General features: G+C 40.8%; 16 protein-coding genes and 1 pseudogene. 12 read left to right on the forward strand and 5 right to left on the reverse strand.

All coding sequences use genetic code 11. The features are described from left to right. Nucleotides 1-149: 149 nt before the first annotated feature. The gene (locus AC5JL8_RS29100; RefSeq protein ID WP_495883161.1) at nt 150-656 is read right to left on the reverse strand and encodes a sterol desaturase family protein; all 507 of its coding nucleotides are present in this window, start codon (nt 654-656) and stop codon (nt 150-152) included. Between the two features lie 779 nt (nt 657-1,435). Between AC5JL8_RS29100 and AC5JL8_RS29105 the strand changes: the two genes are divergently transcribed. Further along, entirely contained in the window at nt 1,436-2,140 is a 705-nt protein-coding gene (locus AC5JL8_RS29105) for a haloacid dehalogenase type II (protein ID WP_495883162.1), read from the forward strand. On the opposite strand, the gene AC5JL8_RS29110 is transcribed toward AC5JL8_RS29105, so the two are convergent. Beyond that, a complete protein-coding gene (locus AC5JL8_RS29110; RefSeq protein ID WP_495883163.1) occupies nt 2,122-2,346 on the reverse strand; it encodes a hypothetical protein in 225 nt (74 codons plus the stop codon). The two genes, AC5JL8_RS29105 and AC5JL8_RS29110, sit on opposite strands and share 19 nt — an antisense overlap. 55 nt (nt 2,347-2,401) lie before the next feature. Here AC5JL8_RS29110 and AC5JL8_RS29115 point away from each other — a divergent pair, with 55 nt between their 5' ends. The 6 genes and pseudogenes from AC5JL8_RS29115 to AC5JL8_RS29140 all read left to right on the forward strand — a co-directional run bounded on the left by AC5JL8_RS29115 (nt 2,402) and on the right by AC5JL8_RS29140 (nt 7,738). Next, nucleotides 2,402-3,151, forward strand: a complete 750-nt coding sequence (locus AC5JL8_RS29115) for a class I SAM-dependent methyltransferase (RefSeq protein ID WP_495883164.1) — start codon at nt 2,402-2,404, stop codon at nt 3,149-3,151. 282 nt (nt 3,152-3,433) lie between these two features. After that, entirely contained in the window at nt 3,434-3,907 is a 474-nt protein-coding gene (locus AC5JL8_RS29120; RefSeq protein WP_495883165.1) for a MarR family winged helix-turn-helix transcriptional regulator, read from the forward strand. After that, nucleotides 3,873-4,049, forward strand: a pseudogene (locus AC5JL8_RS29125) (MFS transporter); the annotation flags it as partial. The gene AC5JL8_RS29120 and the pseudogene AC5JL8_RS29125, both read left to right, overlap by 35 nt. A 9-nt stretch (nt 4,050-4,058) precedes the next feature. Beyond that, entirely contained in the window at nt 4,059-4,652 is a 594-nt protein-coding gene (locus AC5JL8_RS29130; RefSeq protein ID WP_495883166.1) for a neutral zinc metallopeptidase, read from the forward strand. Nucleotides 4,653-5,320: 668 nt separating this feature from the next. Continuing rightward, nucleotides 5,321-6,232: an ATP adenylyltransferase family protein gene (locus AC5JL8_RS29135; RefSeq protein ID WP_495883184.1), complete on the forward strand. Its 912-nt coding sequence runs from the start codon at nt 5,321-5,323 to the stop codon at nt 6,230-6,232. A gap of 135 nt (nt 6,233-6,367) precedes the next feature. Beyond that, nucleotides 6,368-7,738, forward strand: coding sequence for a cysteine desulfurase-like protein (locus AC5JL8_RS29140; RefSeq protein WP_495883185.1), 1,371 nt, complete (start codon nt 6,368-6,370; stop codon nt 7,736-7,738). A 116-nt stretch (nt 7,739-7,854) separates the two neighbouring features. Here the strand turns inward: AC5JL8_RS29140 and AC5JL8_RS29145 are convergent, their stop codons facing one another. The 3 genes from AC5JL8_RS29145 to AC5JL8_RS29155 form a co-directional block, all read right to left on the reverse strand. After that, nucleotides 7,855-10,566 (reverse strand): CHAT domain-containing protein, encoded by a 2,712-nt coding sequence (locus tag AC5JL8_RS29145; protein WP_495883167.1) that lies wholly within the window; start codon nt 10,564-10,566, stop codon nt 7,855-7,857. 140 nt (nt 10,567-10,706) lie between these two features. Beyond that, the gene (locus tag AC5JL8_RS29150) at nt 10,707-11,861 is read right to left on the reverse strand and encodes a DUF1822 family protein (RefSeq protein ID WP_495883168.1); all 1,155 of its coding nucleotides are present in this window, start codon (nt 11,859-11,861) and stop codon (nt 10,707-10,709) included. Nucleotides 11,862-11,888: 27 nt separating this feature from the next. Then, nucleotides 11,889-13,073 (reverse strand): sigma-70 family RNA polymerase sigma factor, encoded by a 1,185-nt coding sequence (locus AC5JL8_RS29155; RefSeq protein WP_495883169.1) that lies wholly within the window; start codon nt 13,071-13,073, stop codon nt 11,889-11,891. 261 nt (nt 13,074-13,334) lie between these two features. Between AC5JL8_RS29155 and AC5JL8_RS29160 the strand changes: the two genes are divergently transcribed. The 5 genes from AC5JL8_RS29160 (at nt 13,335) to AC5JL8_RS29180 (ending at nt 22,483) form a co-directional block, all read left to right on the forward strand. Then, nucleotides 13,335-14,705 carry a calcium-binding protein gene (locus tag AC5JL8_RS29160; RefSeq protein WP_495883170.1) on the forward strand — a complete coding sequence of 457 codons (1,371 nt, stop codon included), beginning with the start codon at nt 13,335-13,337 and terminating at the stop codon, nt 14,703-14,705. Nucleotides 14,706-15,784: 1,079 nt separating this feature from the next. After that, nucleotides 15,785-16,561, forward strand: coding sequence for a hypothetical protein (locus AC5JL8_RS29165; RefSeq protein WP_495883171.1), 777 nt, complete (start codon nt 15,785-15,787; stop codon nt 16,559-16,561). Nucleotides 16,562-16,611: 50 nt separating this feature from the next. Then, on the forward strand, nt 16,612-19,293 hold the full coding sequence (locus AC5JL8_RS29170) for a two-partner secretion domain-containing protein (protein ID WP_495883172.1): 2,682 nt from the start codon (nt 16,612-16,614) through the stop codon (nt 19,291-19,293). Between the two features lie 6 nt (nt 19,294-19,299). Next, a complete protein-coding gene (locus tag AC5JL8_RS29175) occupies nt 19,300-21,657 on the forward strand; it encodes a CHASE2 domain-containing protein (protein WP_495883173.1) in 2,358 nt (785 codons plus the stop codon). 37 nt (nt 21,658-21,694) lie between these two features. Beyond that, nucleotides 21,695-22,483, forward strand: a complete 789-nt coding sequence (locus AC5JL8_RS29180; protein WP_495883174.1) for a DUF928 domain-containing protein — start codon at nt 21,695-21,697, stop codon at nt 22,481-22,483. Nucleotides 22,484-22,561: the final 78 nt, after the last annotated feature.

Genomic DNA, 22,561 nt, shown 5'->3' on the forward strand with positions numbered 1-22,561 from the left:
GTATGGACATTGCACAGTAGACAACCTCAACTCATCCCTCTATTATGCAACGCCTTTCTCGTTAAGGGAGATTACTTCACTCCACTTTGTTTCGCTCGCAATGACAAATGTTACCTTTGATTGCAACTTGGTAACAGTACTCTTTTGACTCAACACTGTTTCGGTGAGTAGTGCAAATGAAGCCTAAGTAGGCGTAGCCAACGTAACCAAATTAGCGATGGCTGCTCAAAGAAGGTAAAAATATCTCCGAAACCGTGATTAGTTTTTTGATGATGTAGCCAATGCCTTTCAGGAGTTGTAATAAATAGAATCTGACACAAAACAGTTACAGGCTTTGGAGTTTGCCAATTCAAGGCACTTATATGTCTCCACCAAACATGAAACTGACCCAAGAGTAGTCCAAATATTACGCCGATTGGAGAAAAAGACCACAGAACTATTGCCATCAGCACATAAGGTAAAGCACCCAAGACACCATCTAATAAAACCTGAGGATTTAAGGTCAAAATAGCATAGTGGCGGAAGTCTTTCTTCCAAGAGTGGTGCGTTTTCAAGTGGAGGCTACCAAAAACATGCTCAGGTACGTGATAAACGAAGGTTGAAAGGAAATCGCCAAAAAACAGTAATAGCCAAGCAACAGCGATAGCCTCAAGCATTTATACTCCTCACATTTATTAAGAAAACTCCAAAGAAAAAATGCACAATAGTGCTGTAGATTTAGATGTCAGAAACATTAGTTTCATCAGGATGGCGGTCACCATAACGTAGGGAACCCAAACGTTGCTAAACAATACCTGCAACACAGTGTCCTTTGATCCTTAGCGTCTATAGATTTTGTGGTTCTAAACTCTACTTTTTTGCTCAGAATACATAGAAATTGAGAAGTTGCAGTTTCATGAATCTAAAAGCCTTAACGCATTGAACAGCAACTTATAAGAGCCTTGAATCTGGATTTTGGCTCTGGGTTGATGGAATTGATACATCTAAACTCCAATTAATTGTTGTATTGTAAAATTTTGACCACACAATCTTCTTATTAAGACTTACAGGATTAGCAAAGGTTGAGTTAAAATTAGTACAAATTTAGGTTAAGCTTTTCTAAAAAATTGTTCAGACTTAATGAATGCGTATTTCTAGCTAAAATAAGAGAAACAGACATATTGCCAGGGCAAAATAGGCTACTAGATTGAATACAGCGTAGTTAAACTAAACTCTTAATTATAAAAATTAACACCCACGCCGACACGTAGTAAGGTGGGCAATGCCCACCTTACTTAAGCTTTACAAGTAGGTCATTTTTAAAGCGGATTCTTATAGACTCAGATAGATATGTTCAAACATGGTAAAAATACAAGAGTAACCCTAGATGAAAAGTTTCCGGTAGCGATGCCCTACCTAGAAATTAATATCATCAACTTAGCATGGAGTATAAAAGGTGATTAACTTTGAACAGTACAAAGTTTTAACGTTTGATTGCTATGGAACCTTAATCGATTGGGAAAACGGCATTTTAACAGCCTTAAAACCACTTTTATTTGTTCATGGGATTAATTTGAATGATGACCAAATTTTGGAAAAATTTGCTAAATTTGAGGCAGATATCCAAAAAAAAGAATATATAAAATATAAAGAAGTTCTAAGCAGAGTATACCAAAAATTCGGTGAGCAATTTGCTTTTGAGCCTGATTCCAAAGAGCTTTATTCTCTGGCTGATTCAATTAAGAATTGGTTGCCTTTCCCAGATACAGTTGAGGCGCTGCAATCTCTTAAGAAAAAATATAAGCTGGCAATTATTTCTAATGTAGATGACGATCTGTTTGCCTTCTCTGCACAACACTTAAAGGTTGAATTTGACTGGATTATTACAGCAGAGCAGGTAAAAAGCTACAAACCGTCTATCAATAATTTTAGAGTAGCAATAGAGAGAATTGACCTCCCCATAGAACAAATATTACACGTTGCATGTAGTATTTATCATGACATCATTCCGGCCAAGTCTCTAGGGCTGTCAACAATTTGGGTGAACCGGAGAGCAGGACAAGCAGGTACTGGTGCTACCTTACCAGTAGTTGCTCAACCTGACTTAGAAGTGCCAGATTTGCAAACCCTTGAATCAGGCATCTATTCCTCATTAACATAGCGTCGCGCTAGATAGACTAGAATAGCCTGCGAATCTCGAACTACTACATCATCAATTAGAATCGGTATTTGAAGCAGGCGATCGCTATATCGTAGCACCCTATAGCAATCCGATTTGATTTCTGAATCACTCGTAGAGGTAAGGGACTGGGGATTGGGGACTGGGGACTGGGAAGAAGGAATAAAGGTGTACTGAATTTTGTTCAAAAATCAAATATAAGTCCTATAGATTGGGTAAGTATGTCGTGAGTTTGGTTGACAGATGAATCAGTGGTATAAAGAAGACCTCGCCTTTATTCATGATGTCGGTTTTCGGGACTTTGCTCTCAAATCTGCACCTGGCATTCTAGAAATCCTCAATTGCAGCAAAATTTGTGCAGGCTTAGTAGTTGACTTGGGTTGCGGAAGTGGATTATGGGCACAAGAACTTACCAAGGCTAACTATGATGTTTTAGGAGTCGATATTTCGGAATCAATGATTGCTATTGCACGAGAAAAAGCGCCAAATGCCGAATTTCGAGTTGGATCACTCTTTAAAACCGACATTCCGCCGTGCAACGCCATCACTTCAATCGGTGAATGCCTAAGTTATCTATTTGATCCAGACAATGAAAGCCAAACACTTATTCAACTCTTCTATCGCATATATGACGCATTAAAGCCTGGAGGTGTATTTATCTTCGACATTGCAGAGACAGGACAAGTTAAACAGGGAACTATCAGTAAAGGATTCACAGAAGGCAAAGACTGGGTAGTTCTAGTCGAAAAAGAAGAGAATCGAGAACAACAAACATTAACTCGCAAAATTATTAGCTTTCGTAAAGTGGGGCAACAGTATCGACGATCTGACGAAATACACTGTTTACGGTTGTATAAAGCGACAGATGTTGCTAGAGAACTTCGTCAAGTAGGCTTTCGGGTTCAAACAATCCGTAGTTATGGTAAATATCATTTGGCAAAAGGTCATGTAGGATTTATTGCGCGGCGGGGAATGGGGGCTGGGAGAAATTGATCGCATAACTAGGACTTACGCAAAATACAGTTATAGGAATCCGGTTTGATTTTTGAAAAAATTCCGTACACCGAAGCTTAAGTGTAGGGTGGGCATTGCCCACCAGATCCAGGTTTTGGTGGGCCCACCCTACGTATATTTCAAAAAAAATATTAGTCCTATATTAAAGTAATCAGCAGGGCAATATCCTAACCCTTCTCCTGCTAACATTAATAGGCTTGACCCTCATCTGTGGCAAAATTTATCCACGGATGGCAATGTAATCAGGAGAAAAACTATCCTATGAGTTTGGATAAACCCTCTCAAGGTGCAACTTCCGACGAATGTGCTGCCAGAGTAATGGATACAGTTCCATTAGTGATGCGGTTTATCCGATCCCAGATGCGTGCCCACAATGCTGGTTTCTTATCTATACCTCAGTTGCGATCGCTCGCATTTATCAACCGCAATCCTGGTGCTTCATTATCTGATTTGGCAGATCATCTCGGTGTCACTGCTGCCACAGCATCAGCAACGATAGAACGGTTAGTACAACGCAACTTGGTAGAACGCTATCACCATCCTCAAGAGCGACGACGGATAGTCCTCAATCTTACTGATGACGGTAAGTATCATCTTCAGCAATCTCTCAATCATACGCGATCGCACATTGCCGACCTGCTCAAAGGTATGTCATCTGAAGAAATTTCTCACATTGAACAAGGGTTAGCTCTACTCAAAAATGTCTTCGAGCAAACGGAACTCAAATCCCTTTAACGCTCAGGTTGCACAACACAATCCCTTTGCAGTCCTGAAATTTCGAGATTATCATCTATTTATTATTGGACGTGTGCTGCTGTTTGTGGAGTCACAAATGCGGACTGTGGCCATTGGCTGGGAACTCTATGAGCGCACTGATTAGGCGACAATGAAAGCACTCAAGGCACTGACTACGGCTCTAATTAGTATTACTTCTGTGCTAGTATCTGTACCTGTTAAGGCAGAATGGGCACCTAAAGCTGTAGTCGATGGAGTTTATGCAGGCATTCAACACATTCATGGCTATCGAGCCACACCACAATTAGTGTGGAACGTTGCTCAAGGTTCTCGTGGTCGTTGTGGGCGTATTTATGGTAGTCATTACTGCAAACTAAACCACACTGTTTATATTACTAGACAGGATATCCGAATGGCATATTATTTTGGAGATGCTGCTTTAGCTTATATAGTTGCACATGAATATGCTCATGCCATGCAAACTGCCTACAGATTTCAACCACGTGTTACGCCCATATCAGAACTACAAGCAGATTGTTTAGCAGGAGTTTATTTGGGGTTGATTCCTAATATTGTTTTAGACGATCGCGACATTTTGGAAATTTCTAGCCTAGCTTATCACCTTGGAGATTATCAGTGGGGCAGCAGACATCATCATGGAACTCCCGCTCAACGTGTTAACGCTGTTCGCTTAGGAATCAGAGGTGCAGTGGATGGCAGAGGTTTTTCTACCTGTCGCGTTTAGCTTTAGCACCACAATCGTTATATTTCCTCCAGGTGACGAGACTGGACTTTACTCTTCGTAACCTGTCATATCATGTTCGGCTGATCAGTTATAAAACGTCATTGCGAATGCAACGAAGTGGAACGACCCAACCACAAAGTCTCTGTGTTCGCGCAGCGTGCCCGAAGGGCTTAGGACTTATGCGTCGCTTCTCTTCGAGACGCTAACGCGAACGCTTGCAATGACAATTATTTATCCGAACATGATATGAAAAGCAAAGTCTCAAAACAGACTTGCGTTGTGAACCAAAAGACTTGCGTTGTGAACCAAAAGACTTGTGTTGTGAACCAAAAGACTTGCGTTGTGAACCAAAAGACTTGTGTTGTGAACCAAAAGACTTGCGTTGTGAATCAAAGTACTTGTGTTGTGAATCAAAGTACTTGTGTTGTGAACCAAAGTACTTGTGTTGTGAACCGTAGGTTAGGGGAAAGAAACTGAAAAGATAATTAAGCTAATGCACATTTAACGTGCATATTTTTAATTTTGGAGAAAAAGCGTCAATTCTTCTCCCCTGCACCTGAAGCCCCTCTGCTCCTAGAAGTGTCTCAATGTGCAAATTAGATGTGTAACAGCTTACCCCTTGCCTAAACATACTGCTAAAATATTTCACCATGCCTGAAGAAACAGAAATGACACAGGGTAAAATATTACTGCAACCTGGCACGTTATGGAAAAGTGTCGTAGGGCGTACTGAACACGCTTTGAAATGCGGAGCGTTACTGTCGATACCAACAGAGTTTGAGTTCGTTGAGCAAAGTGATGTTCGCTTCTTAGTGAGGATTTTGTCTAATCTTGTTCGCAAGGATGCAGCCAAGCAGAAACAAGCAAAACAAACTGCCTCTTCTGGCAAGGAGTTTAATCCTTTTCTTCCCTACGAAGAAGATTTGTTTGTAGCAGATATTTCTGAGACTCATGTATGTCTGTTGAACAAATTCAACGTTGTTGATTATCACCTGCTAATTATTACTCGTGCCTTTGAAGAACAAGAAAGCTTACTAACACTAGAAGATTTTGCAGCAATGTGGACTTGTTTTGCAGAATACGAAGGTTTGGCATTTTACAACGGCGGTAAAATTGCAGGTGCAAGTCAGCGACATAAGCACTTGCAAATTGTACCATTACCGCTTGTACCCTCTGGATTGGAGATACCGATTGCACCGCTGTTAACAGAGGCAAAATTTCAGGATGCGATCGCTACAATACCAAAATTGCCTTTTGTAAACGCTTTTGTAGCCCTAAATCCCCATTGGGCGCAGTCGCCATTAACAGGAGCTGAAGCAACTCTAGAACGCTACCATGCCTTGTTAACTGCTGTAGGTTTAAATGCTGTGGACGGTAACAAACAATCTGGTGCTTACAATCTCTTAGCAACACGAGAATGGATGTTGATTGTACCGCGATCGCAGGAGGAATTTGAGTCAATTTCTGTAAACTCATTAGGATTTGCAGGTGCGCTACTAGTGCGAAATCAACAACAAATGCAACTTCTCAAAGACCAAGGCCCAATGACTATCCTTAAAAGTGTTGCTATCCCGAAGTAACCAAAAGTGTAGAAACAAAATTTTTGTGTTAACTTGTGCAGCATAACTTGCCTGTGAAAACCAATAAACTGCCAAATGTAATTCTTGGCAGTGGCTCAACAGATAGGTAAAAAACTATCAACTCAGGAGTTTAGTATGCAGCCCTTTGACCTGAAATGGATACGTGCCCAGTTTCCTGCATTCACACAAAAAATCAACGGTCAACCTGCAATTTATTTTGATGGCCCCGGTGGCACTCAAGTACCTGGAGCCGTACTTGATGCCATGAATGACTATATGGTGAGGTCAAATGCCAATTCTCACGGTGCTTTTGCGACAAGTGCGCGTACAGATGCGCTGATTACAGCTGCTCGTGCTGCCAGTGCCGATTTGTTGGGATGCCACAGTGATGAGGTGGTATTTGGTGCTAACATGACTACCCTTACCTTTAGCTTGAGTCGAGCTATTGGGCGGGAACTGCAACCAGGTGATGAAATTATTGTGACGCGACTCGATCATTACGCCAATGTTTCTCCTTGGTATGCGTTGGAGGAACGAGGTGTAACTGTGCGAGTTGTAGATATCAATGTCGAAGATTGCACCTTAGACATGGCTGAACTCGAACGCCAGATTAATCAGCGCACACGTTTGGTGGCGGTTGGCTATGCATCCAACGCTGTGGGGACAATTAATGATGTGGCGACGGTAGTGCGTCTTGCCCATGCTGTTGGTGCTTTGGTTTTTGTCGATGCAGTCCACTATGTTCCCCATGCTCCCATTAATGTGCATACGCTCGATTGCGATTTTCTCGCTTGTTCTGCTTACAAATTCTTCGGCCCCCACGTTGGTGTTCTGTATGGCAAGCGAGAGCATCTTGCCCGATTAACGCCATATAAAGTCAGACCAGCTCCAGATGAAGTACCATCGCGCTGGGAAACAGGCACTTTGAATTTTGAGGGTTTGGCTGGGTTGGTAGCGGCGGTTAACTATTTGGCAAAACTCGGTTGCCATGTTTCGCCTGCTGTTGATAGCGAGTTGATTGCAGCTCTTATAGAAGCTGACAAGGAGGGTGTGCAATCATTCCGCTGTCCCAGCTTCCTCAGTTCACCAGAGCAACCAATACATTCAATAGCCTCTGCTTATCATAGCCGTCGGGCTGCTTTGATCGCAGCAATGTCAGCTATTCAGCAATACGAAAGAGAATTGAGCCAAAAGCTAATTCCTGGACTTTTAGAGATTCCTGGCTTAACTTTGTATGGCATCACCAATCCGCAGCGCTTTAGTTGGCGCACACCAACTGTTGCCTTGCGACTGGCAGGACAAACTCCCGAAAGTATTGCCAAAGCATTAGGCGATCGCGGTATATTTTCTTGGCATGGCCATTTCTATGCGATCGGTTTGACAGAGAGGTTAGGTGTAGAAGGCAGTGGTGGCTTACTGCGGATTGGACTAGCACACTACAACACAGTCGAAGAAATTCATCAACTGTTGCAAGCTTTGAAGGAGATTGCTGTGCTTTGTGGCTGATAAGCGTTAGAAAATAGGGAACAAGAAACAGGCAAAGAAGGATTTTTATACCAATACCGATGTAGATAATTCAATACCCCCTGCCCAATACCCACTACTTGAATAATCAGCGCGGGTTAAAGCCAATTGCCAACCAATATATAAGGTGCCCAATAAAGAGGGCGACTGTAATTAGGATATTCTTTTAACAACTTTACTTGGGCACGACGCAAGGCTTCGGCTTTAGTTACTTTGGCATTGACTAACTCGCGGTAAAATTCGCCAATTAAGATAGCAGTGGATCTATCATTAATATGCCAGAGTGACGCAACTGTACTACGTGCGCCAGCTTTAATAGATGCTCCTGCCAACCCTAAGGTTGCACGATTGTCGCCCATGGCGGTCTGGCAAGCACTTAAAACTAACATATCTAAGGCTTGCGCGCTGTTTTCATTTTGACGGCGCAGCAAGCTATCAAGCTGCAATACATTGATAGGGCCATCGGTAGCGAGAATAAAAGTATCTTCTGGACGCGAACTAAATTGACCGTGAGTTGCCAGATGTAGGACGTTAAAGGGAGCGCTACTAACATTGTTTGCCAGAGTAATGCTAGTAAAGTCTTTGTCTAATAGTGTTTTGGTAGATGCTGCTGTTTTAGCAATCAGGTTAAATTCAGATTTAATTTCTGGTAAGGGTGAAAATGTTTGATACTCTGGCGGAGGTTGCACTAACCCTGCTGCCAGTACTCTCAGTGGTTCTTGTGCCAGGGGTTTGGGAGATAGTAACTGTAGTCCCAAGCTGAGGGAAACGGCATATTTTTCCACCAAATATTTTTGACCGTCGTACAGTGCAGCTAATGGTATATTTCGTAATGCTCCATCTAGTACAAACACGAGACTACTAACATTGCTCTTTTCTAAGTCTGACTCTATTGTTTTGATTAACCAACCATAGACTTCCTCAGAAAGTGCTAGCCTTTCTTCTGTCATATGTGGTTCTAAAAGATATTCTCGGAGTTTGGCGAGAACACTTTCTACTTCAGCCTGTGATTTATTAACTGTATAATTTCGCAGTGGTTGGTGGGGAATTTTAACAATTACTTGGAGTTGGTCGGGAAGAATAATTGGATAGAGAATAGCGGCAGTGGGGTTATCTTCATCTACTACTTTATCGAGTAGCACTCTTTGACCTTGTAAACAAGCTTCTCGAAAAAAATTATCGAGTTCTGCTAACTGTAGCGCCTCTATCCGTGTTCTTGCTTTATCTAATGTTTTTTCGTTGGGTTTTTCTGGGGAATTTTGCAGCAGTAAGGCGACTGACTCCCGATACACTGGTTCTACATTGTCTCGAAAGTTAAACTGTACGTCCTGATTCACTGCGACTAAATCAGTGCGAAGAGTTTCTAAGGTTGCTACTGCTGCATCATAAGCTGCGATCGCACCTTTGATATCGCCTTGTATCTTTAATAACCTTCCTAACTGCCACTGCCACAAATAAGCACTTTCAGGTGTGTTACTTGCTGTTGCTAACAAAAGAGCTTGTTGGGTAAGGTCACGTGCCTCGGTAAAACGCTGTGTCTTTTCATACAAATTACCCAAATTACCCAAGGCATAAGTTTCTGCTTGCGTGTCGCCCAATTTTCGGGCTTGCTGTACAGCTTTAGCGAGTAATAATTCTGAGTCTTGAGTTTTGATTGCTGAGTTACCAGCACTCACAACTTTCATGAGACTTTGAGCAAAGTTAATTTGGGCGTAAATTGATGCGCGGGAAGGGGGAAGTTTGTCAAGTAGAGATTGAATTTCTGGTATTAAGGTTTGGGCTGCTGCTAATTTTTGCGCCTCGACTAGTAAGCTGAGGTGATTGAGTCGCGCTTGAACTTTAGTCAGTGATGAAGGGGATACTTGAACTGTTTGTTGATAATAAGCGATCGCTTCGGGAATTTTTTGTTGGGTACGAGCATTATTTCCCAAACTGAGAAGACTTAAGGCAATATCTGTGCGAGATTTTAGACGTTGAGCAATTTGCAAACTTTGCTTTAAGACGAGATCGGATTTTTCTAACTTTACAGCGTTTTGTAAGCTTTCACCGAGAGAACGCAACACTGTTACTTTTTCTAAGGAGTCTCCTTGAGATTGTAAAGTTTGATTTACCTGTTCTAGAGTTGCGATGGCTTGGCGATAAAGTCCTAAACTTCGCAAAGCTTGGGTTTGATTGAGGCGCGAAAGAGCAAGACCATTCTGATCTCCAGTTTTGATGTAAAATCCTTCTGTCTGCTTCCAAGTATTAAGCGCTTGTTCTGCTTGCCCCATTAATAGTTGCAGACGGCCTTGAATATCAAGTGTTTGAGCCAAAACTGACAAATTTTGAATTGTTTTTCCTTCAGAACTTTGTTGGTTAAATCCCTGTAACTTTAAGCTTTGAGTAATTAATTCTTGAGCTTGTTTCCAGTCTCCAAGTTGTTGATAAGCTAATGAAAGATTACCCAAAGCTACAGCTTGTTTAAGGGTATCTCCTTGATTTTGATATTCTTTGACTGTTTGCTGTAATATTTGCACTGCCTCAGCAAACCGTCCACTATTATATAGTACCTGACCCTCTTGAATTTGAGATTTTGAAACTTGAATTACTGATTGTGGAGTTTTAGCATTGATTCCAGAAATGTTTGCTAAAGCAGGTGAAATTATGATGCATATTAATGCAGTTCCTAAAGCTATAAGATAGAAAATGTTCAACTTTCTAGCACCAGCTTTACAGTTTTTAGTAAACTTATACCAATTCTGCCTAAACTTGTAATTAATTATCACATCTTCTCTCTTGGCGTACTTAGCGTCCTTCGCGGTTCGTTTCATAAATATTAAATTTATTTTCATGTAAAATTGTTCTTACTAATCCTGCAACCATCCACAAAAGATAGTAAATTTGTAATTATTATTAATAAGCAAAGCAAGTTGTTAAGCTTTGTTGAGAGTAGCCCAAGCTTTACTGTACATTAAAAGCGCAAAATTTCTCTGTCATAGTCTTCGGGTAAAGGTTCTACCTCCCACACTAATCCTTCACCTGGCTCCAACATAACTTCCAGAAATAGCATTTCTACTGGTACTGTTGCAATGTCTTCATTATTTATAAACGGTTGTAAATCTTCGGTTAGTAGTTTAAGTTTAAATCCAGCAGGAATGAGATTTTCTGAGTTTGAATTTCGTAACTCAAATCGCCATATTTGTTCCTCTGGATTACCTTTGGGAAAAATCCTTAATTCGTAAGTGTTACCCGCTATCAGTAACTGTCGAGTTAATCTCACAATTGCTGCTTGCGGTTCTAGGCTACGCATTCCCGAAGGCAATGGCACAAATTCTTGCTTTTCCCAGCCTAATATTTGAGCAAAATTAGATATACCATCTTGAAGCCATTGTAGAATTGATGCTTGTTGTGTAAAACCTTGCCGCATTTCATACAATCGTTGTCGCCAACCGCCATGTGCTAGTAATGCTCCCCAAAAATCAAATGGAACTTCTAAGCGAGGAAACTTGATATCTGCATCACCTAATCGTTGTAATAAATTTTCTGCTTGAGTTTGGGATAATGGGGCTAAAGGAGACAATTCGTATCTGGTTGCTTCAGCAGTAAATTGCTTTGTAATCCACAAAACATTTAAATCTGGAATTAAATCTTCATACTCTAAACTATAAGTGCGATCGCTCCCATCATAAACGCCAATGCTTTTTAGTTTTTGATGAGTTGTGTAGCCAAAAATTCGCATCCAGCCATCATCTGGGTTTACTTGCACTGCTAGGTAATAATCAGCAACCCACTCTGGAATATCTACCCATTCTTGCGGTACGCGCAACTCATCGACATCCATTGCTAGTGTCGGAATTAACACTAGGCGTAAGTTATCAAAAGTAATGGCTGTACCGTTAACGACTTCCCAAAAACTAGGTAATACAGCCATGCTGGGATATACTCTAGCATCAAGAGTAATTTCTTCTCTCAACCAAGTTAAAAATGTATTCAAACAAAGCTGATTCACCCAAGCGCGTTGACGACCACCAGCTGTAGAGTAAGTTGAGTTGAAAGCCCGTGACGTTTGAATAATTTCTAAAATTGTTTCACACTCAATCTCAAATGCGGGAAATGCGTTAAACATAATTGAACTGGTTCTACCTTAAGTACGTCAGTTTTCATGGCTATAGTAAATTTTGAGCCATTCCTCTAAACCTTGACTCATGGCCTCCAGTACGACTGCACTAGGAGAAATATGCAGAGTATTTAGTCTCCAATTTGACAAGGTGAGCAGCAATGAGCGCTTGATACTCATCAGGCGACGAGAAACTGTATATTGCTTAATATCTAGCTGTTGGGCAATTTGTTGTTGCGTGAGCTTTTGGCTGTAATAAAGATGTAGTAGCTTTTGTGACTGAGTATCCAGCCCTGCTAGGGCATTGGTTAAAACTTGATTTAACTCAGCTTGTTGCTGTTGCCTAATTGCAGCTTCCTCTTGAGCAGCAATTTCTGTTATTAAGGATGATTGTAAATCATTAGGTATTGTATCTACTAAACTACCTGATTCTTGACCAGGTGAGGGAGCATCTATAGAAATCAACTTGGGAAACAGAAAGTCACGAGTAGCTTTAGCAGAAGCACTCAGCCATTTTTCTAAATTTTCTGGAGTAGCTGCAAAAGTGGCTGAACTCAATTGGCTCAAGCGTTGTCTATTATATAGGTCAGTAATTACCTGCCACGTTGCAGAATCTGGTTTCGCCAGCTTCCGAGTAGTTTTGCTATCACTAGTATAGATTTCCTTAAAACATTCCCAAGCTAAAACGTAACTGTCAATAATTTGACTATTCAGACCAGCATTTGTTAAAGAATTTACCAAACGCTTGCGGCTAATTTTATGCAATAATGCACAGTCACTGCAAATATCTATTTCTTGATTAAGACGCAGAGAGTCTTTAATAGCACCTTCAAAAGCAAATTCTGCGTAAGCTTTCAGATTCTTACTGTACTCAGGATTGAATCTTTTCAGGATTTTCTGGACACGAGAAATGGCAATTTGAAAAAAATCAGCCACAGAAGATTGATTTTTGAAGTTCAGCGCCATTTTTCTTGCAACCCAATAGCACACCTCTTGTAAATAAGCTGAAATATGTGCTGCTGCTAGGTGGCTAGATTGAATTTGCCAAATTTTGTACCAGTAAAGCACCCAAAAATCCTCAGACTTCTGAGATGGAGACTGTTCTAAACAATTTTTGATGCTGCGTCGTAGTTTTGCATCGCTTACCCAAGTGTTAAATTCGTCTGCATCAAATTGCACGAAGGTAGAAAAGATTTCAATAATGCCCTGACGGGGTTGCATGTAAATTAGGCATTTATGATTTAATACCTCCCCATTTTAATACATGGCGTTGTCCAGCCTTCATCAGCAGATGAATTGGTTACCTGGAAAGCATTTGCCTGTTTTCCAAAAATTTTTTCCACGTAAGTGCATAAAAGCTAAAAGCAGTCGTAAAGAACAACAGAATGGTTTACCTCAAAGACCACCAAAGGTGCAATTGAGTGAACCCCAGTTGATCTAACTGAAAACATATTCTATTTGCAGACTGAGAGGAAATATACAATGGCTATTTATGGTACTAACGGTTCTGAAACAATATACGGCACAAACTCCGCAGATATTTCTATTTTTGGTTACGCAGGTAACGACACAATTTACGGTTACGGTGGCGATGACATCATTGATGCTGGAGATATTATTGATGGCTATAACGACACTGTATCCGATGACGACTGGGTGTTTGGTGGTACAGGTAACGATACCATCCTTGGTCGACGTGGCAACGATTATCTATCTGGTGACGAAGGTAACGATGTCCTTTACGGTGAAGCCGGAAACGATACTTTAGTTGGAGGTATTGGTAATGATAACATGCTTGGTGGCACAGGAAATGATACTTACTATGTAGATTCCACGAGCGATGTTGTCACGGAATATGCTAGTCAAGGTACTGACAAAATTTACTCCTCTGTTAGTATCTATAGCTTGGCGAATAATGTTGAAAACTTAACCCTAATCGGTACGGCTTACACTGGTGAAGGTAACGGCCTCAACAACATCATTAGTGGTAATAATAGCGCTAACTTCTTAGGTGGTTGGGGTGGAAATGATACCATCTACGGTAACGGTGGAAATGATACCATCTACGGTGACAGCGGCAATGACTATCTCGACGGTGGTATTGGTGATGATTCTATTTATGGTGGCACAGGCAATGACACCGTAGTTGGCGGTACTGGTAATGACAAAATGTATGGTGGTACAGGAGATGATTTCTACTATGTAGATTCCAGCAACGATGTTGTCACTGAATACGCTAGCGAAGGTTATGACACAATTTATTCTTCTGTCAGTATCTACAGTTTAGCAGCCAACGTTGAAAACTTAACCATAACAGGTACGGCTGACGCTGGTTGGGGTAACGATCTCGGTAATACCATTACTGGTAACAACAGCGCTAATTACCTTAATGGTAAGGGAGGCAACGATCTGATCTTCGGTAACGATGGTAACGACTACATCTATGGTGAAAATGGCAATGACTTGCTTTATGGCGGACGTGGTAACGATTATCTATCTGGCGGTGAAGGCAACGACTTCATAAATGGTTATCAAGCCTACAGTTACGGTGAGCGTGATACTCTAAGTGGTGGTGCTGGTGCTGATACCTTTGGGCTTGGTTACAACGGTTCTTGGACTGAAGTTGGTTACTACGGTGATGGTAACTCTGGATACGCTACTATCACAGACTTCAATTGGCTGGAAGGTGATAAGGTTCGCCTTGGTGGTATCGCCAGTGATTACACTGTTAACAAGAATATCAACTTGAGTGGTACATCAGCATTAGATACAGGTCTTTACTACAAGAGTGATTTAATTGCTGTGTTCCGAGATAGTACTAGCTTTGTACTTAGCTTGGATGCAACATTTTAATGTTTAATAGAGCTTGCATGGGTGGGTTGTGGTTTTAGTCTAACCTACCCTGCAATTTTCACAAGTCATATCATGCGATCGCCCCAGTGTAGAAAAAGGCATAAAGTCTAATTTAGTAAGCAAAATACCTGAATGCTTTCTCAAACTCCAGTTTGTTTTCTCATTTTGCCTAAATGCTTTCTCAAACTCCAGTTTGCTTTCTCATTTCAGTAGATTCAGCAAGTCAAAAGCCTAAATGCTTTCTCAAACTCCAGTTTGTTTTCTCATTTCAGTAGATTCAGCAAGTCAAAAGCCTAAATGCTTTCTCAAACCCCAGTTTGCTTTCTCAAACTCCAGTTTGCTTTCTCAAACCCCAGTTTGCTTTCTCATTTCGGTATTTTCTGCAAGCAAACAGGCGGATTACTTTCTCAGTTTGCCAAAATAAATTTTCATGTAAGTAATTCTCGCACTCTTAATAACCATCAAGCTTGTGGTCAAAGCCATTACCCATATATTACGAGCAAAGGTCAAAAACCTAATACTGATTGTTGCTACTGTTATTAACTGTATGCATATCTGAAATAATGCAGGCAATGTCTAGCAACAAGCCACTACGTGTCTTTGCTTTTTTATAGCTTAATTTTAGATGGTTTCTTGCAGGATTGTTGAGCCGCGGTTGTTGCCTAATCTAGTTTGTAATTAAAGTATTTTGTGTGGTTATGGTAAGTTGGCGATCGCGCTAATAAACCTAACAAAGCTTAGTAAGTACTTTAAATTTTAAGTACCTATGTTTTTTTCATGAAGAAACAACACACTTTGGGTAAAAATACGGTTATTTGTGCTTTAATACTTCCTAAGTTAATGTTCTCAATAATTTTGCAAAAAAAAATTACTCAACCCAAGCCCATGATAAACACCCTGTAAAAGCGGAGCTTAATATATTTAATTCTAATTATAAAAATTTTTAATTTTTGAAAAGGATAGATAAATGAATTTCAATAAAACTTGAAATACTATTCTATTAGTAGCAAGCTATGTAGGATAAAAGCAAACATTTTGGTATGAAATTTTAACTAGTACAACAAATTGGAGACAAACTAGTGAAATCAATCTTTGTTAAAACAGTCCCATTCTTATTAATGGCAGTGTGTTTTTTACCAGAAGTTGCAGAAGCTCGACTCATAGGTTCTGGTGCATCTAATGCGCCTGGTGTTGATGCTACATTTGATATAAATACATTGATAGAAGAATTAAATTCAACTAAAAGTGATGAGACTATTGGAGTCTTTGATAACGTAGTTCAATTGAATCTGAGAAATATCAGAGACCCGGAACTTAATTTTGATACCTCTCCTGTAGGTAGCAACATAAATCTCAATTCTGGTAGGCTGACAGTCTCTGAAATTGACCCAAGCAATTTGGCTCTTTTTGATGCACTAATAAATGATGGCATTAGTCCAACTCCAGAATTTAGTGGCGATGGAGTGCAGTATCAAGCTTCATTTGCAAGTAGTCCAATTCAACTTACTTTTTTTGTTCCTGGCTCAAACAGTAGTACTCCCTCAAAAACTAATTTAATTAACTCTTTAAAAAGTTTAGAATTTTACATTAGCAATAATCCTGGGAAAAGTTTTCAAGGATTTATTACTAATATTCCCAATCCTAGTCCAGGTAAATTACCCTTTACTCAAAGATTTGGTTTAAAAAGTGGGATTTTCCCATTAAGCCTAAATGTAACAAAAGATCCTATATCTGTACCTGAACCTGATATAACAGTTAGTTTACTAGGTGCTGCCACTCTAGGCGGATTCCTGCGTATTAAACGCAATCAACGCTCTAAAACATTATCTTGTAAAACAGCCAATATTTCCCAATAAAATACCCTATATCGTACTAAAACAACTTTAGTTTAAGGAGACTACAACCTATGCAACCATTTACTTTCCGACTAGGAATTTTCCACGGAAGTGTATTGTGTTGGTTGTTAGTCTCCAACCCAGTAAATGCAGATATTACACCAGACACCACACTTCCAGTTAACTCCACAGTCACGTCTCAAGGTACTGTTAAGGTGATTGATGGAGGTACATTACAAGGAGAAAACTTATTGCATAGCTTTAAAGATTTCTCCTTTTCTAATCTTACTCCTGAGACTACAGGAAATACTGCTTATTTTAATAACGATTTAGCAGTTAAAAATATTATTACTAGGGTAACGGGTGGTTTACCTTCAAATATTGATGGTATTATCAAAGCCAATGGTACTGCCAATCTTTTTATAATTAATCCTGCGGGCATTGTCTTTGGTCAGAATGCTAGCCTAGATATAGGCGGTTCTTTTATAGCAAGTACAGCAACTAGCCTAAAGTTTCCCGATGGTAAAGAATTTAGTGCAGTTGACACTGCAACTACACCATTATTAACAATTAACGTACCGATTGGTCTACAATTTGGGGCAAATTCTGGAGCAATTATTAATCAATCTCAAGCAAGTCCTGATAATGCAGTTAATAGTGCAGGTTTACCAGTAGGACTAAGAGTGGAAAGTGGTAAAACTTTAGCATTAGTGAGCAATTCTCTATTGCTTGAGGGTGGGAATTTAACAGCATCTGACGGCAGAGTAGAACTAGGTAGTGTTGCTCCCAATAGCTTTGTCAGTTTAAATGAAATTAATCAAAACTATATTTTAGGATACACAGATATTCAAAATTTTGGAGATATTCAACTCTCTGGAGGTGCAGTTGTTGATACCAGCGGTGATAGTGGCGGTACTGTTCAGATACAGGGTCAAAATATCACTCTTATAGATAATTCGCAGGTATTTTATTATTCCTTCCTAGAAAGCACAGGACAAAATTTAATCATCAACGCAACTGATTCTTTAAAATTAAGTGGAGGTTCATTTATCGGTACTTTCGCTGAGGGTACAGGTCAAGCCGGAGATGTATTGGTAAAAGCTTCAGAAATTGACATACAAGGAACAACACCAGATGGTATATATCCTAGCGGTTTAGGTTCACAAGTTTGCACATTTTTAACTAATTGTGAAAACGTTACTGGTAATGGTGGAAACTTAATTGTTGAAGCAGAAAAACTTTTCCTTAGAGACGGAGCAATTATTGATGCTTCAACTTTCGGTGCAGGTAAAGCAGGAAATGTACAAATAAAAGCTTTTGACTTCATTGAAATTATAGGCTCAAGTCCAGACGATCAGATTCCTAGTGGTATTTTTGCTCAAGTTGGAATCTATGCCCCGGATATTGCAGGTGATGCTGGCAACCTGACAATAGAAACCCCGCGTTTAACAATATTAGATGGAGGGCAGATTTCTGCTGCTGGTCGAACTGGAGGTAAGGGTGGAAATTTAACCATTAATGCCTCTAACTCGATAATATTAAGTGGCGCTGCCAAAACAGCGACTCGAAATATTCGCAGAAGTGGCATTTTTGCCTCCGCAGAGCCAGGAGCAACCCGTGATGCAGGAGAATTAAAGATTACGACCGAACAACTAATAGTTGAGAATAACGCTGAAATATCAGCTAACAATTTCGGTCTCCAAAAAGGAGGAACTGCCACCCTCAATGTTAGAAAATTAATTCTTCGTAATGGCGGAGAAGTAAGAGCAAGGTCTTTTGGTGAAGGTTCGGGAGGAGAATTAATTGTCAACTCAGACGAGTTTGTAGAAATTACAGGCTCAGGAAGTATTAATTCAGAGGCTTTCGCTAGTGCTTTGTCTACTTCCAGTGAAGCAGCTGGTAAAGCCGGAAACTTGATTATCAACACCCCAATTTTAAATGTGCGTGACGGGGGAGAAGTAACTGTCAGTGCCACAGGTAGTGGTGCAGCAGGTAATTTAACTGCCAATGCCAATACCATCCGCCTCAACCAAGGTAAACTCACCGCAGAAACCAATGCGGGTGAAGGTGCAAATATCAGCCTGGAAAATCTACAACTATTAACGCTGCAAAATCAAAGTTTGATTTCTGCTGAAGCCTTCAATAATGCCAACGGCGGTAATATTATAATTGACGCGCCTGATGGCTTTATTGTGGCAGTCCCCAATCAAAATAATGATATTGTTGCCAATGCGTTTCAAGGGCAAGGTGGCAAAATCGATATTACTGCCCGTAGTATATTTAGTGTAGCTGAACGCAGGTCAACTCCCGCCAACACTACAAATGATATTGATGCTAGCTCGGAGTTTGGCTTAACAGGTTCCATCACAATTAATACACCTGATGTTGACCCTAGCCGTGGCTTGGTACAGTTACCTGAAAATTTGACAGATGCATCACAACAAATTGTCTCTAGCTGCAACCCTGGAAGTGTCGCCAGCCGTAGTTCCTTCACTATTACTGGACGGGGAGGAATTGCCCGCAGTCCCATGGAACCGTTACAAGGGGAAGTAGCGATCGCCCGATGGATTAAACTAGATACACAGACGCAACCACAAGCCAGCAATATAACCCCTGTTCCTCCCCCTGATCAGATAGTTGAGGCACAAAGCTGGATTTTCGATAATAAAGGTAATGTAACTTTGGTAGCGCAAGCACCAACTATTGCAGCTAATGGTTCGTCTATTTCTAGTGCTACTTGTGGCGTTTGGTAACTAGTCATGGGCAAGTTAGTCATCTTAAAGTTTGGAGCCGGTAGCTTTGAACAAGGTTTTTCGGTCACGCTGCAAATTGGTGATGAAAATGCCCGTCAAAATGTGGAAATTACTGGAGAGCTACCGCCAAACCCTGAAATTCTCCGTCACTACCAACATTGGCAATTTATTTATCGTAGCCTTAAGTTACCTGGTCGTCCCATTGGTCTACGCAAGCTCACACAAACCTTTATGCCGGAAGACTGTCAGCAAGCAGCAACAGTATTAAAAGTACACTTTAATACTTGGCTTGCTTCTGAACCCTTTCGTCCAATTCGTGAAAAATGGCTAGAAAAACTCCAAGCAGAGGATAATATCCGCTTGCTATTACAAACTAAAGACCTGGGACTGCAAAAATTACCTTGGCATCTTTGGGATTTGCTAGAACGTTATCCAAAAGCGGAAATGGCTTTAAGTGCGCCTAGCTATGAGCAAGTCAGCCACAACTCACTCATTAAATCAGAAGTAAAAATCCTGGCAATTTTGGGTAATAGTCAGGGAATTGACACGCAAACAGACCGAAAACTCCTCGAAAAATTACCGAATGCAGATATTACCTTCCTAGTTGAGCCGGAATGCAAAGACCTCACCGACCAGCTATGGGAGCAAGACTGGCAGATTTTATTTTTTGCCGGACATAGTTCTAGTCAAGAAAGCGGTGAAACCGGAATAATTTATATTAATCAAACTGAAAGTTTGTCTATTAATGAGTTGAAATATGCCCTCAAGAAAGCAGTAGAACGAGGCCTACAACTGGCAATTTTTAACTCTTGTGATGGTTTGGGGTTAGCGCAAGAATTTGCAGATTTACAGATTCCCCAAATGGTTGTAATGCGCGAACCAGTCCCCGATCGCGTTGCCCAAGAGTTTTTAAAGTATTTTTTGCAAGCCTTTACCTATGGTAAATCCTTATACACAGCAGTGCGGGAAGCACGAGAACGACTGCAAGGAGTAGAAAAACAATTTCCCTGTGCTACATGGTTGCCTGTTATCTACCAAAATCCTGCGGAAATACCTCTATTATGGCAAGAATTATACTTAAGTAATAGCAGTAAGGGGCATCTTAGCCAAACGCCATCTTTACCAAAAATTCCATCAACTAGAGGCACAAATAAGCGATTTATCTCTGCAATAGTATTCGTCAGCATAGTAGTAACAGGTCTAGTAATGGGAGTGCGGTATTTAGGTTTATTGCAATCATTGGAATTAGCCGCGTTTGACCATCTGCTGCGTCTGCGTCCCCAGGAAAAACCAGATTCTCGCCTACTAGTAATTACTGTTACAGAAGAAGATGTGCAAGCTCAACCAGCAGACCGACGAGGTTCTTTATCAGACCAAGCACTTGCTAAGTTATTAGAAAAATTAGAGGCATATCAACCACAAGCTATTGGTTTGGATATATACCGAGATTATCCAGTACAGAAAGATTATCCAGAGTTAGCGAAACGAATGCGCCAAAGCGATCACTTCGTGGCTGTGTGTCAAGTTAGCGATCCTCAAGCAAGAAAACCAGGCATTAAACCACCACCGGAGGTTTCTCCAGACAGTCTGGGTTTTAGTGACATTACCCTAGATTCAGATAATGTCGTGCGTCGTCAGCTATTGGCATTAACGCCCCCACCCTCATCTGCTTGTAGTACATCCTATGCCCTAAGTGTCCAACTAGCACTGCGTTATCTATATACTAAAGGAATTAAGCTGCAATTTCCCCCAGATGGGGCGTGGCAATTAGGGAAAATCACATTTAAACCGATAGAAGCTCACACCGCAGGCTATCAAAGAATTGACGCTTTCGGACATCAAATCTTATTGAATTATCGCTCCTCTCCCTCTCCAGAGGCGATCGCACCACATATTACCTTAAGACAAGCGCTAGCAGGTCAGCTAAATGCCAATGCAGTTAAAGACCGAATAGTTATTATTGGCACAACAGCAGAAAGTTTTCGTGATTACTGGGCGACCCCCTACACCAATTCCCAAGGGAACCCACGGGTAATACCAGGAGTCTTTTTACAAGCACAGATGGTCAGTCAACTGCTGAGTGCAGCATTAGACGGGCGGTCTCTATTGTGGAGTTGGTCTATATGGGGTGAGGGGATTTGGATTGGGGGCTGGTCTTTTCTGGGTGGGTTGCTTGCGGCTTATCTGCACCGACTCGCTTACTTGGGCTTGGCAGGTGGAATAGCTATGACAGTTTTATACAGTAGTTGCTTAATAATTTTCATTACATCTAGCTGTTGGGTTCCCCTAGTTCCTGCTGCCCTAGCGTTGGCAGGGAGTAGTATAAGTTTAGTCGCCTACTTCACTCTATTACCCAAAAAATAGACACTAAATTAATAGCATTAAAAATTAATAACTCTTTATGAAAAGCTATTGGCAAAAAGTACAATTAACTACTGCATTAAGGATAGCTTTATTAGGAATAATCACTTGTTATGCTACTATTTGGATGACACCAGTTTCTGCCACCCCGCTCAAATTTTCACCACCACCGCCACCACCAGACAGGGGCGCAGTTGGCGATCGCGGAGGTGCAGCAAGTCGCAGTTGTAGTGTTGGCAATCAGTCTGTCATTGCACTCGTACCTGTCTATGAACAGACACTGAAGCAAGGTCAAACAGAAGTAGTTACTGTCAACAAAGTTTGGGGCTTAACAGTTAGCGAACATCCAACATTTTGGTTTTTTTTACCTTATAACAAATCTCAAATTAATACTATTGAATTTGTTTTGAAAGATGAGTCTATTAAACCAAGCCAAACTCTATACCGAACAACAGTAAAAGCACCAGAAATACCAGGAATTGTTAGCGTCGGTTTACCAGCAACTACTTCGCCATTACAAGCAGGCAAGATGTACCACTGGTATTTCAAGATGAAAGGCATTTGTGACTCACAACAACCTGTACAACGAGAATATCAGGAATATGTAGAAGGATGGGTGCAACGAGTTAATCCGAATCCTAGATTAGCAAACAGCCTCAAGCAAGCGACTCCCCAACAACGGGTAGGGCTTTATGCTGAGAATGGTATTTGGTACGATGCCCTGACTACCCTGGCTGAATTACGTCTTGCCAAACCTCAAGATACAACTCTAGCGACGGACTGGACAAATTTGCTGAATTCGGTTGGTTTAGAGCCATTTCTAAAATGATTTATGCTTGGATACCAAGTTAAAAATACGTGAATTCGATGAACCTCTCCCCAACAAGGCTACGGTGTACACACATCT

This window comes from Mojavia sp., from assembly GCF_059505145.1.

Bases quoted from the DNA above. Each gene is read 5' to 3' on its own strand.
- AC5JL8_RS29100 (WP_495883161.1), bottom strand. From the start codon at position 656: ATGCTTGAGGCTATCGCTGTTGCTTGGCTATTACTGTTTTTTGGCGAT.
- AC5JL8_RS29115 (WP_495883164.1), top strand. From the start codon at position 2,402: ATGAATCAGTGGTATAAAGAAGACCTCGCCTTTATTCATGATGTCGGT.
- AC5JL8_RS29120 (WP_495883165.1), top strand. From the start codon at position 3,434: ATGAGTTTGGATAAACCCTCTCAAGGTGCAACTTCCGACGAATGTGCT.
- AC5JL8_RS29130 (WP_495883166.1), top strand. From the start codon at position 4,059: ATGAAAGCACTCAAGGCACTGACTACGGCTCTAATTAGTATTACTTCT.
- AC5JL8_RS29135 (WP_495883184.1), top strand. From the start codon at position 5,321: ATGACACAGGGTAAAATATTACTGCAACCTGGCACGTTATGGAAAAGT.
- AC5JL8_RS29140 (WP_495883185.1), top strand. From the start codon at position 6,368: ATGCAGCCCTTTGACCTGAAATGGATACGTGCCCAGTTTCCTGCATTC.
- AC5JL8_RS29145 (WP_495883167.1), bottom strand. From the start codon at position 10,566: ATGAAACGAACCGCGAAGGACGCTAAGTACGCCAAGAGAGAAGATGTG.
- AC5JL8_RS29150 (WP_495883168.1), bottom strand. From the start codon at position 11,861: ATGTTTAACGCATTTCCCGCATTTGAGATTGAGTGTGAAACAATTTTA.
- AC5JL8_RS29155 (WP_495883169.1), bottom strand. From the start codon at position 13,073: ATGCAACCCCGTCAGGGCATTATTGAAATCTTTTCTACCTTCGTGCAA.
- AC5JL8_RS29160 (WP_495883170.1), top strand. From the start codon at position 13,335: ATGGCTATTTATGGTACTAACGGTTCTGAAACAATATACGGCACAAAC.
- AC5JL8_RS29170 (WP_495883172.1), top strand. From the start codon at position 16,612: ATGCAACCATTTACTTTCCGACTAGGAATTTTCCACGGAAGTGTATTG.
- AC5JL8_RS29175 (WP_495883173.1), top strand. From the start codon at position 19,300: ATGGGCAAGTTAGTCATCTTAAAGTTTGGAGCCGGTAGCTTTGAACAA.
- AC5JL8_RS29180 (WP_495883174.1), top strand. From the start codon at position 21,695: ATGAAAAGCTATTGGCAAAAAGTACAATTAACTACTGCATTAAGGATA.